11 protein-coding genes and 1 pseudogene are annotated in these 11758 nt (G+C 67.8%); 1 reads left to right on the top strand and 11 read right to left on the bottom strand.

Features of this window, described 5'->3' with window-relative positions; translation table 11 throughout:
• The 8 genes and pseudogenes from BGN95_RS00565 to BGN95_RS00530 all read right to left on the bottom strand — a co-directional run.
• Positions 1-256: pseudogene (locus tag BGN95_RS00565) on the bottom strand (cell envelope biogenesis protein TolA); the annotation flags it as partial.
• Positions 257-261: 5 nt separating this feature from the next.
• Entirely contained in the window at positions 262-696 is a 435-nt protein-coding gene (tolR, locus tag BGN95_RS00560) for a protein TolR (RefSeq protein ID WP_179512496.1), read from the bottom strand.
• 4 nt (positions 697-700) lie between these two features.
• Entirely contained in the window at positions 701-1393 is a 693-nt protein-coding gene (gene tolQ, locus BGN95_RS00555; RefSeq protein ID WP_179512495.1) for a protein TolQ, read from the bottom strand.
• Positions 1390-1857, bottom strand: a complete 468-nt coding sequence (ybgC, locus tag BGN95_RS00550) for a tol-pal system-associated acyl-CoA thioesterase (protein ID WP_265270975.1) — start codon at positions 1855-1857, stop codon at positions 1390-1392. Before ybgC ends, tolQ begins: the two co-directional genes overlap by 4 nt.
• Before the next feature lie 75 nt (positions 1858-1932).
• On the bottom strand, positions 1933-2685 hold the full coding sequence (locus BGN95_RS00545) for a hypothetical protein (RefSeq protein ID WP_286771296.1): 753 nt from the start codon (positions 2683-2685) through the stop codon (positions 1933-1935).
• Positions 2686-2829: 144 nt separating this feature from the next.
• Positions 2830-3858, bottom strand: a complete 1029-nt coding sequence (locus BGN95_RS00540; RefSeq protein WP_179512492.1) for an NAD(P)H-dependent flavin oxidoreductase — start codon at positions 3856-3858, stop codon at positions 2830-2832.
• Positions 3859-3884: 26 nt separating this feature from the next.
• Positions 3885-4883 carry a threonine aldolase family protein gene (locus tag BGN95_RS00535; protein ID WP_286771295.1) on the bottom strand — a complete coding sequence of 333 codons (999 nt, stop codon included), beginning with the start codon at positions 4881-4883 and terminating at the stop codon, positions 3885-3887.
• Positions 4884-5075: 192 nt separating this feature from the next.
• Positions 5076-7847, bottom strand: coding sequence for a M14 family metallopeptidase (locus BGN95_RS00530; protein ID WP_286771294.1), 2772 nt, complete (start codon positions 7845-7847; stop codon positions 5076-5078).
• Positions 7848-8095: 248 nt separating this feature from the next.
• Between BGN95_RS00530 and BGN95_RS00525 the strand changes: the two genes are divergently transcribed.
• Positions 8096-8680 (top strand): DUF4126 domain-containing protein, encoded by a 585-nt coding sequence (locus BGN95_RS00525; protein ID WP_179512489.1) that lies wholly within the window; start codon positions 8096-8098, stop codon positions 8678-8680.
• Positions 8681-8803: 123 nt separating this feature from the next.
• Here BGN95_RS00525 and BGN95_RS00520 read toward each other — a convergent pair whose 3' ends face one another.
• The 3 genes from BGN95_RS00520 to BGN95_RS00510 all read right to left on the bottom strand — a co-directional run.
• A complete protein-coding gene (locus BGN95_RS00520) occupies positions 8804-9655 on the bottom strand; it encodes an HTD2 family dehydratase (RefSeq protein ID WP_286771293.1) in 852 nt (283 codons plus the stop codon).
• Complete coding sequence (locus BGN95_RS00515) at positions 9652-10851, bottom strand: CoA transferase (protein WP_179512487.1); 1200 nt, start codon at positions 10849-10851, stop codon at positions 9652-9654. The genes BGN95_RS00520 and BGN95_RS00515 overlap by 4 nt, the downstream gene beginning before the upstream one ends.
• A 23-nt stretch (positions 10852-10874) precedes the next feature.
• A partial coding sequence (locus tag BGN95_RS00510; RefSeq protein ID WP_286771292.1) for an acyl-CoA dehydrogenase family protein occupies positions 10875-11758 on the bottom strand: 884 nt, incomplete at its 5' end.

Genomic DNA, 11758 nt, shown 5'->3' with positions numbered 1-11758 from the left:
GTGCCGCAACGCTCGGCGCGGGCGGCGCGGCGTCCTCCGGCTCGCCCTGCTCAGGCGCGACCGATTGCGCCGGCGGAGTCTGGGCCTGCGGCGCGGTCGCCTCGAGCCCGACATCCTTGACCAGACTTACCTCGACCGGCTGCTGCTGGAGCTTGATCGGGTTGGGCGTCGCGAGAAAGCCGACCGAGAGCAGGCCGAACAGCACGACATGCCCGGCGATCGCCAGCCCTAAGCCGATCTTCTCCGACCGTTCCACCTCGCTCAATCCTCGCCGACCGTCACCAAAGCGACGCGGTTCAGCCCCGCGCGGTTCAGCTCGCCCATCACCCGCATCACCCGGCCGTAATCGAGCGCCTTGTCGGCGCGCAGATAGACCTGCGGCGGCTGCTCGCCGGACGCGGCGCGCGCGGCGATCGCCTCAAGCCGCTGCGGCAGCTGCTGCTCGGGCACTTCCTCCTTGGCGATGAAGATGCGCCCCATCGCGTCGAGCGAGATTTCGGTCGGCTGCTTGTCCTGATCGAGCGGCCGCGCGCGGCTGTCGGGCAGGTTGACCGGCACGCCCGCGGTGAGCAGCGGCGCGGTGACCATGAAGATGATCAAGAGCACCAGCATCACGTCGACCAGCGGGGTGACGTTGATGTCCGCCATCGGTGCGCGGCGGCTGCTGCTCTTTTGCGAGGGGAGATGGACCGCCATCGCCTCAGCGCTCGCGATCGAGCTGGCGGCTCAGCGTGGCGTGGAAGCCGTCGGCGAAACGGTTGAGCCGCGCCTCGATGCGGTTGATGCCGTGGCTGAAGCGATTGTAGGCGATCACCGCCGGGATCGCCGCGAACAGCCCGATCGCGGTGGCGAACAGCGCCTCGGCGATCCCCGGCGCGACCACCGCGAGGCTGGTGTTCTGCTGGCTGGCGATCGAGGTGAAGCTGCGCATGATCCCCCAGACGGTGCCGAACAGCCCGACGAACGGCGCGACCGAGCCGACCGTGGCGAGCACATTGAGCCGGTCGGAGAGATTGTCGATCTCATTGGCGACCGCGGCGCCCATGCTGGTCGCGAGCCGCTCGCGCGTCCCCGCGCGGTCGATCGCGGCGCCCTGCGTCGAACGACGCCATTCGGCGACACCGGCGGCGAACACGCGCGCGGCGGGCATATCCTGATCGGCACGCGCCTTGTAGAAAGCGTCGATATCGTCCGCCTTCCAGAAATCGCGCTCGAACGCCTCGCTCTCGCGCCGCGTGCGGCCGATTCGCCGCCAGAACATGAAGATGATCGCCCAGGTCCAGATGCTCGCCAGGAGCAGCCCGAGCATCACCGCCTTCACCACCGGGTCCGCCTGGATGAACAGCGCGACCGGGGAGAGCGTGGCGGCGTCGGAATTGAAGAACAGGTTCAAGGCGTCTGGTCCTTCCTGGCCAGGAGAGAGTTGAAACGTTCGATCCACGCACGGGGCTGCCGCCGCGGCCGCCCCGACGGCGCGACGAGCGCGGCGACGACATCGGCCTCGGCGAGCAAAATAGCCCCGCGCATGACTCTCTGATGAATGGATACCGATGCGGCGCGCACCTCGGTCACTTTTGTTTCGACGACGAGCGCGTCGTCGAGCCGCGCGGGGGCAGCATAGCGGATCGCGAGGCTGGCGACGGCATAGGCGCCTTCGCCCGCCTCATGCGCGGCGCGCTGGTCGACCCCGGCGAGCCGCAGCATGTCCGATCGGGCGCGCTCCATGAAGCGCAGATAATTGGCGTGATAGACCACACCGGAAAGATCGGTGTCCTCGAAATAGATACGGAGCGGGAAGCGGTGCGTCTTCCCGTCGAAACGCCCTTCGACGGGCTGATCGATCCTGCCGGTCGTCATGCCGGTGACCGTTAACCGAACCTAGCGGCTTTCGTAACCCCTGCTTGCGCTTCGATTTTGCGTTCGACCCTTCGATCAGCCCCCGGTGACGATCCGGTCCTGCAGCGCGAGCATATTGACCTTGAGGTGCGGCGGTTCGGCGCGGCGCGGGGCGACCGGCACCGGGACGGGGGCGATCGTCGCCGTCCGGCTGGCGACCGCGATCACCGGGCGGGCCGCTTCGCCGCTACGCCACGCGTCATAGGCGCGGAAGAATTCGACGAACGGGCGGTCGAGTGCCGCAAGCTGCTCGCCCGCGCCCGCGGTGAAGGCAGCGGGGGCCATGCCCTCGCTATGTTCGAGGACCTGCGCCGCGCGCGCGCAGAACGCGTCGCGCGCGAAATCCTGCGAGAAATAATTGTAGAGCCGGGTCATCGCATCGTCCTCGCGCGTTTCCCAATTCCCGCCCGCGGCACGATATTCGGCGGCGAGCGCGGTCTGCGCCCCGGCGAACGACGATTTCTGCTGGGTCAGCAGGCTATTGTAACGCGAGACGATCCCCGCCTGCGCCGGGCCGCGGCAGGCGAGCGCCGCGACATTGAGCGCGGCGCGGAGATGCCATACCGAGGCGGCGGCGCTGAGATTACGGTTGGGGGTGAGGTAGCTGCCGTCCGACAGCCGGGTCGGGATCTTCATCCCCGGCCGTGCGCCGGCCGGCATCGGCGCGGCCGATGCGGTGGCGACAGGCGGCACCGGCTGGGTCGTCGCGACATGCTTCGATTTCCCGGCACAGCCGGCGAGCGTCACCGCCAAAGCGGCGGTCGTGATGGATATGGCGGCCCGTTTCATGGCGCTTTCTCCCCTTTTTCGTGAAGGGGATTCCGCCGCAAATTGGTTAACAAAAAGTTATCGATACGATGAAGCGAGTGGCGCCGGCTCGCCGCCCTTTGTCGTCATGCCGGGGTCGAGCCCGGCATGACGCGTGTGGGGCGTTTACGCCGCGCGCTTCTCCAGCGCCTGCGCCGCTTCGGCCATCAAAGTGGCGATGATGTCGGTGACCGGTTCTTCCTTGCTCACCATCCCGACCGACTGGCCGGCCATCACGCTGCCATGTTCGACATCGCCGTCGATCACCGCGCGGCGCAGCGCGCCCGCCCAATAATGTTCGATCTGGAGCTGCGCCTCGGCCATCGCGACGCGCCCCTCGTCGAGCGCCTGCGCCACTTCGCGCTGCTTCTGGGTGAACAGCTCGCCGCCGGCATTCTTGAGCGCGCGCACCGGGATCACCGGCAGCCGCGGGTCGATCTGCACCGAGGCGATCGCGTCGCGCGCCGAGGCGCGGATGAACGCCTGTTTGAACCTGGGGTGGGCGATGCTCTCGGTCGCGCAGACGAAACGCGTGCCGAGCTGGACCCCGGCGGCACCCATATCGAGATAGCCCGCGATCGCCTGCCCGCGCCCGATCCCGCCGGCGATGAACACCGGCACGTCATGCGCGATCTCGGGCAGGATTTCCTGCGCGAGCACGCTGGTCGAGACCGGGCCGATGTGGCCGCCCGCCTCCATCCCCTCGATCACCAGCGCATCGACCCCCGAGCGGATCAGTTTCTTCGCCAGCGCGAGCGTCGGCGCGAAGCAGATGCATTTGGCGCCCGATGCCTTGATCGCCTCGAGGCTGCCCTTGGGCGGCAACCCGCCGGCGAGCACGACATGCCCGACCTGATGCCGCGCGCAGACCTCGATCAGCGCGGTGAGATCGGGGTGCATCGTGATGAGATTGACCCCGAACGGGCGGTCGGTCAGCGCCTTGGTTCCCGCAATCTCCGCGTCGAGCAATTCGGGGGTCATCGCGCCGCACGCGATCACCCCGAAGCCGCCGGCATTGGAAATCGCCGCGACCAGATGGCGTTCGGACACCCAGGACATCGCGCCGCCAAGGATCGCGACCTCGGAGCCGAGAAAGGCGGCGCCGCGCGCCATACGGCGCTGGAGGCGCTCCGCGCCGATGGAGTTCGTCGTCATGCGCGTGCCCTAAGCGGCAAATCCGATCAGGGCAACGCCGCGATCGCCTGTGCCAGCGCGTCGACCTCCGCCGCCGGGCTGGCCCAATGCGTGACGAGCCGGATCACCCCGTCGCTCCAGTCGTAGAAGCCGAAGCCAAGCGCGCGCAGCGACGCCGCCTCGGCCGGGGTCATGCGCAGGAACAATTCGTTGGCCTCGACCGGGTGGATCAGCCGCGCGCCCGCTGCCGCCGCGAGCCGCGCCGCCGCGCCATTCGCCGCGCGTGCATTGGCGAGCCACAGATCGTCGTCGAGCATCGCGTGGATCTGCGCTGCGGCATAGCGGCCTTTGGACAGCAGATGCCCGCCGCGCTTGCGGCGGCGCCGTGCATCATCGGCGAGCTTCGGATCGAAGAACACCAGCGCCTCGGTCGAAAGCCCGCCGTTCTTGACGAAGCCGAAGCTCAATACGTCGACCCCTTCGGTCAGCTCCGTCGGGGTGCAGCCGAGATGGACGATCGCATTGGCGACGCGCGCGCCGTCCATATGCACCCGCCAGCCGCGTTGCCGCGCGAGCGAGGCGAGCGCCGCCACATCGTCGGGCGAATAGACCGTGCCGAGCTCGGTCGCATTGGTCAGCGATAGGGCGCGCGGCTGGACGCGGTGGACGTCGTCGACGATCGCATCGGCCAGCGCGCGCACCGTCTCCGGGGTCATCCGCGCGTCCTCGCCGCCGGCGATCAGCAGCTTGGCGCCGTGGGTGTAGAATTCGGGCGCGCCGCATTCGTCGTTCTGGATATGCGCCTCGCTGTGGCAGATCACCCCGCCATAGGGCGGGCAGAGCGCGGCGAGCGCGATCGCATTGGCCGCGGTGCCGGTCGGCATCCACAGCACCGCCGCCTCGCGCCCGAACAGGGCGGAGAAACGCGCGTCGAGCGCGCGGCTCAGCCGATCGCCGTCATAGCCGACGTCGACCGCATCGGCGGCCTGCATCGCGGCGAACACCGCCGGATGCACCGGCGCGACATTATCCGAGAAGAAATGCATGGAGGTGCCGTAGCTTCTGCAAAGCTGCCGTCAATCTCCCCGGCTTAGCTCCCCTTCTTCTCCCCTCCCTTGAACAAGGGAGGGGGCGGGGGTGGGTTGGCCCGAGGGGATACCGGAGCACCCGCCTCATACCCACCCACCCCCAGGCCCTCCCTTCACCAGGGAGGGGAGAAGAAGGGGGGAAGGAGAGACTTACCGCGCCGCCGCGGCCGCCGGGCCGTAGAGGATGCCGTTGAACAGCAGTTTGAACGTCGCATAGGGTTGCGCGCGCTGCGTCACCTCGGTGCCGAGCGCGAACAATTTGCCGCGGCCGAGATCGGCGTCGGCGATCGCCACCGTGCCCCTGAGCTTGTCCTGCCCCACCGCCCAGCCGCTCCTGAGCGGCGTCGCCGAATCGAACCACGCCACCGATGTCGCGCCGTCGCCGAGCGTGAAGGGCTGGTTCTGGTCGAAGAACATGTCGACCGTCGGGGTCATGCCGAAGGCGAGCGGCTTGGTGGGATCGACCTTCGCCGCGACCAGCGAGCCGGGAATGTAGAAATCGCGATGGTCGAGCGCCGCGAGCGATCCGTCGGGCTTGCGGTTGACCAGCGCCGGCCGGATCGCGGGCGAGAGCAGCGAGGCGAGATAATTGGCCCCGCCCACCGTGATCACCGTCCCGCCCGCCTGGACGAAGGCGGTGAGCAGCGGCGCGGTGGCATTCGCGCTCACCTTGCCCAGCCAGCCGCGATAATCGGCGGGGATATCCTCCGGGCTGGGCTGCTTGCTGGCATATCCCGTCTTGAACGCGCCGCCGCGCGGGCCGGTGACGGTGCCGTCGGCGAACACCAGCACGTCGAACTTCGCGTTGAGGTCGCCCGCGTCGAGCTCCTTGGGATAGACGACGCTGAACGGGAACTCATATTGTTCGAGCAGCCAGCGGGTCCACCCGGCCGGGATCACCCCGCCATAATTGTCGACCAGCCCGAGGCGCACCGGTTTCAACGCGATCGTCTTGCCCGCGGGCGCCTTGGCCATGCGATAGGCGTCGATGCCGAGCGGCGCGGATTCGGCGATGATCTTAGCCGCTTCGGACGAGGCCGGGATCCAGATCGCGCCGGGGGCGAAATCCCTGGCGCCGACCCGGGTCGCATCCGCCAGCCACGTCACCTTCACCCCGGCCTTGAGCAACCGGTTGGTGAGGATGAAGCTGTTGTTGGTCTCATGCCCGACGATCCAGCCCGCGCCGCCGGTGCCGATCTGCTTGCCCGCCGGCGCCTTGAGCAGATCGGCGGTGACGCGCTCGAACGGGCCGTCGAAGCCGTCGAGTATGCGATCGAACTGCCCCCCCATCTGCCACGCCAGCGTATAGCCGGTGATGTCATAGGGCGCCTTGGGCGGCCCGCCGGGATATTCGGCGTCGTGCGGGTGATCCTGCGGCTCGAACATGTCGAGGACGTGCGGGCGATAGGCCTGCGCGGTCTTCACGACATAGGAGCCCGCCGGATAGCTCTTGCCCCCGGCGGTGAAGGCCTTGGTGGCACGCTCGATATCGACGCCGTTCTTGAGCAGCGCATTGAGGAACGCGATCGTCGTCGGCACGTCGCGCTGATCGGGGGTGAGGATATAGCCGCGCGGATCGCGCTTCGCCGGATCGTTGAGCACCGTCTTGTACAGCCCGGCATCGACCGCCGGGGGACCGCGGAAATATTCCTCAACTTCCTGCGTCTTGCCTGCGGCGGCGGCCTTGACCGCGTCGACATCCTTGGGGGTGATCGTCCAGCTGTCGCGATTGCCGCGCGCGATCGCCGACGCGCCCATCCGCCAGATGTTCATCAGCAGCCGCTCGCGGTTGCGCGAGGCGTAATCGAGCACCGCGCGATCGAGCGAATATTGATATTCGAGGCTGTCTTTCAAATGCCATTCGCGCGGGCCGATCGGCAGCGGCTCGTCGTTGCGCGCGAGCTGGGTATCGGGAACGAGCGGGATCTTCTCGGGCGTCGGGCCGCCGATGATCTCGGTCAGCAAGCCGATCGAATTGTGGAAATAGGCGACCGAGCGCTCCATCCCGTTATGCCAGGTGGAATAAGGCGCCGCGCTGCGCATCCCCGATCCCGGTTTTTCCTCCGACACCAGCCGGCTGTGCATCGCCGCGCCCAGCTCCTGCAGCTCGGTCATCACGATCGGCGAATAATTATAGTTGAACGGATCGCGGAACGGGGGGACGAACACCACCATCCCCGCCGGCCCGGTCTGATGCTGGTTGAAGATGATCTGCGGAAACCATTCGCGGAACAGCATGCGGTTGACGTTCACCGTCTCGGGCATCTGCGCCATGAAGCTGTCGCGGTTGTTATCGTGGCCGACGTACTTCTGGTACAGCCGCGGGATGCTCCTGAACTCGCGCTTCTTGGGGTCGGCATTGCGCATATACCAATCGGCGACGAGCTGGAGCCCGTCGGGATTGTCGTGGCCGAACAGCACGATCGTATCGTCGAGCAGCCGCTTGGTCTCCGCGTCCTCGGCGGTGAGCAGGCGATAGAGGACGTGGATCTGGCTCTGCGTCGTCACCGTCTCGGTGGCGTGGAGCCCGGCGTCGATCCACACCACCGCGCGGCCCTCGGCGGCGAGCGCCTTGGCCTGCGCCTCGCTCACCCCCTCGGCCTTGGCGAGCTTGCGCGCGATCTCGCGATAATGATCGAGCTTGGCGAGATTGGCGGGGGAGGAGACGATCGCCACCCACATCGTGCGCCCCTCGGCCGATTTGCCGATGTCGATCAGCTTCATGCGATCGGATTTGGCGGCGAGCGCCTTCAGATATTTCTCATAGGCGTCGTAATTGGCGAGATAATAGTCGCTGCCCGGCTCGGTCGGGAACGCCTCGGCGGGGGAGGGGAGCGCGCCGGCCTTGGGGGTGATCGGCTCGGCGAACGCCGGGCTCGCCAGCGCAAGCAACGCCGCGCCGATCAGGTAATTGGTCTTCATGAGAGGCCCCCGTCCTTTGTCGCTTTCGACAAGGATAGACGGAGCGAAGCGAAAAGGCCGCACCTGATGCGGCAAAAAATTTCAAAATTCCCACGCTCAATCGTCATGCCGGGCTCGATCCGGCATCCAGAGCCAAGAACGTTATCGCCCGTTGCTCTGGATGCCGGATCAAGTCCGGCATGACGGAGGAGGCTTACGCAGGAATTTCAACGCGTGCGTGCGCGGCCATTCGGTGGCACACTCGCGCGATGACGGCGGCGGGAATCCTCGGGCTGGCAGCCAGCGTCAGCCTGTTGAGCGGGTGGCGGCTCTATGTCTGCGTGTTCGTCACCGGGCTGGCGATGCATTTCGGCTGGGTGGCGATGCCGGCGCATCTCCACGCGCTCGACATACTCGCCAATCCCTGGGTGATCGCGGTCGCCGGGGTCGGCGCGCTGGCAGAATTCTTCGCCGACAAGGTAATGTGGGTCGATAGCGTGTGGGACAGCATCCACACGTTGATCCGCCCGGTCGGCGGGGCGCTCCTCGCGCTGGCGATCGTCGATCCGGCCGATCCGAAATGGCAGGTGATCGCGCTGCTGCTCGGCGGCGGGGCGGCGCTGCTCACCCACGGCGCCAAGGCGGGGACGCGCGCGATCGCCAATGTCAGCCCCGAGCCGGCGTCGAACATCGCGCTGTCGACCGGGGGCGATATCGTCACCACGGGGCTGCTGCTCACCGCTTTTGCGAGCCCGTGGCTGGCGGTGGCGGTGGCGATCCTCGTGCTTGCGGTGGCGGTGGCGGCGCTGGTGTTGTTGCGGCGGCTGTATCGCCGATTGCGGGCGCGTTCATAGCCAACCCCCGTTCGCCCTGAGCTTGTCGAAGGGCTGTCTATCTCTCGCGGAAGATAAAGTGCAGGGCTTCGACAAGATCAGCCCGAACCGGGAGAGGGAAGCGCGTTCAAGCGCAGTAGCGCGCTAGGCCCGCGCGGTCGCGCTCATCACCTGCCGCCCGTCGGCGGCGAAGGCACCCAGCTCGATCGCTTCGCCCTCGGTGCGCAGCGCAAGATGCAACGGCTCGCCCGCCACAGCCGGCGATACTCCACGGAAGGCGAAGGTCCTGAGCCGGTTGTCGCCCAGTTCGCGCCGCGCCAGATCGAGCAGCAGCGAGGCGGTCAGCGGGCCGTGGACCACCAGCCCGCGATAGCCCTCCGCGCCGGTGGCATAGGGCAGATCGTAATGGATGCGGTGGCTGTTGAAGGTGAGCGCCGAATAGCGGAACAACAGCGGCGCATCGGGAACGATCGTACGCACCGCATCCCAGCCGCCGGCGTCGAACGTCCCCGCACCGAGCGGCGGCGGGGTGGGCGGGGCGCCCGGCGGGGCGGCGTCGCGATAAACGATCGACTGCACCTCGCGTAGCGCAAGTTCTCCGTCGCCGAGCGTGTCATGCGCGACATCGACGAACACCAATTGCCCGGACGCGCCCGTTTTCGCGGTCACCGAGACGATGCGCGAGCGGCGCTCGATCACCTCGCCGGCGTGGAGTGCACGGACGAAATCGACCTTGCTCGACGCCCACATCCGGCGCGGCAACGGCACCGGGGGCATGAAGCTCGCCGGGCTGTCGTCGCGGCGCGGGTGGCCGTCCTCGCCCAGCGCAGCGGTCGGCGCATCGGGGAGGCACAGGCACCAATGGAGGCCCTGCGGCACCGCGCCGTCGTCGGGTACGGTGCAATCGAGCGAGGCGCACCAGCGCGTCAGCAGCCCCGCGTCGATCCGGTCGCGACGGACTTCCTCGCGCCCGACCCAGCGGCTCCAGTCGCTCATTGGCCGCGCCCCACGATGCCGGCGTCGATCAGCCGCGCGATCTCGCCCGACGACAGCTTGAGCCGTTCGGTCAACACTTCCTCGCTATGCGCGCCGTTGCGCGGGGCGGGGCGCGGGGGCTGGCGTTCGAGCTGCGGCATCGTGGCGAACGCGCCGGCGGCGGGATAATCGAACCCGCTGGGGTTGGCGGCGCGCCCGAAGATCGGATTGTCCGCCACCAGCGCCGGATCGCGCACCGCGTCGGACATTGCGCGATACGCCGAATGGACGATCCCGCCCGCGTCGAATGCGGCGGCGAGATCGGCGTGGCGGCGCGCGCCGATCGCCTGCTCGAACAACGGGAACAGCGCATCGCGATGCGTGAAGCGCAGCCCGTCATCGGTGGCGAACGATACGCCACGCTGCGCCTCCAGCGCCGCCACCGCCGCGCCGAGATCGAGCGCGGCCAGCAGATTGGCCCATTGCCGCGGGGTCACCACGACGATCATCGTCCGCACCCCGTCGGCGGTGACGAAATCGCGCCCGAACAGGCCGTAGACCGTGTTGCCGAGCCTCGGCCGGTCGTGCCCCTCGTAGAGCACCTCGGCGAGGCTGCCGAGATTGGCGACGGTGCCGATCGCGACGTCGGAGAGCGGGATGCGCACCTCGCTTCCGGCGCCGGTCTCCCCGCGCCGACGCAGCGCGGCGAGCAGCGCAAAGGCGGCATAAGCGCCGCTCAACAGATCCCAGCCGGGGAGCACGTGGTTGACCGGCGCCGGCCCCTCGCCGGTCAGCATCGGATAGCCGACCGCATTGTTGACGGTATAATCGAGCGCGGGCGATCCGTCGGCCCAGCCCATCACCCGCACGGTGATGAGATCGGCGCAGCCCGCGGCGAGCACGTCATGCGCCATGAAGCCCTTGACCGGGAAATTGGTGATGAGCTGCCCGGTCGCGCGTACCAGCGCCTGCAACAGTTCGCGCCCCTGGGGCCGCGCGAGATCGAGCGCGACCGATTTCTTCGCGCGGTTGAGGTTCTCCCAATAGAGCGAATCGTTTGCCGCGGTCACCGGCCAGCGGCGGAAATCGGGGCCGCCGCCGATCTGGTCGACACGGATCACCTCGGCGCCGAGTTGCGCGCAATAGAGGCCGGCGGTGGGCGAGGCGACGAACGACGATGCCTCGATCACCGAAAGGTCGCCCAGCAGGTTATACATGGCCGCGTCCTTTGCCGGCTGGCTCAAGCAAAGGCATTGAATTCGCGCAGCATGTGTTTGGCGATCTGGAGCTGGAGGATCTGCGTCGTCCCCTCGTAGATGCGATAGATGCGCGCATCGCGGAAGAAGCGCTCGGCGTCATATTCGGCGAGATAGCCCGCCCCGCCGTAGACCTGCACCACGCGATCGACCACACGGCCGCACATCTCCGAGGCGAACACCTTGAACGCCGCCGCCTTGCGCAGGACATTCTCCCCCGCATCGGCGCGGCGGGTGACGTCGGCCATCATCGTTTCGGCGGCGTAGATCTCGATCTCGCTGTCGGCGAGCATCTGCTGGATTAGCTGGAAATTGGCGATCGGCTCGCCGAACGCCTTGCGCTCGGTGGCGTAGCGGATCGCGCTATCGAGCGCGCGCCGGGCATAAGCGGTGGCCGCCGCGCCGACCGACATGCGGCCGTTGTCGAGGCTCATCATCGCATAGACGAAGCCCTTGCCCAATTCGCCGCCGAGCAGCGCGCTCTCGCCGACATGGACGTCTTCCATGATGATATCGGCGATATGGCTGCCGGACTGGCCCATCTTCTTGTCCGACTTGCCGATCGACACGCCGGGAGCGTCCATCGGCACGATGAAGGCGGAGACATGCGCATTCTTGGGCAGATTCTCCTTCGAGGTCCGCGCCATGATCAGCCCGACCTTGGCGAAGGGCGAATTGGTGATGTAGCGCTTGGTGCCGTTGAGCACCCAGCCGTTGTCGGTCCGGGTGGCGGTCGTCTGCAGCCCGGCCGAATCCGAACCCGATCCCGGCTCGGTCAGCCCGAAACAGGCGATCTCGCCGCCCGCGACGCGCGGCAACCATTCGGCCTTTTGCGCGTCGGTGCCGCCATTCTTGAGCGCGGAGCAGA

The sequence above is a fragment of the Sphingomonas sp. 66-10 genome, from assembly GCF_001897045.1.
Classification (GTDB): Bacteria; Pseudomonadota; Alphaproteobacteria; order Sphingomonadales; family Sphingomonadaceae; genus Sphingomonas; species Sphingomonas lycopersici.
This window is presented reverse-complemented; position numbering and strand designations above follow the sequence as displayed.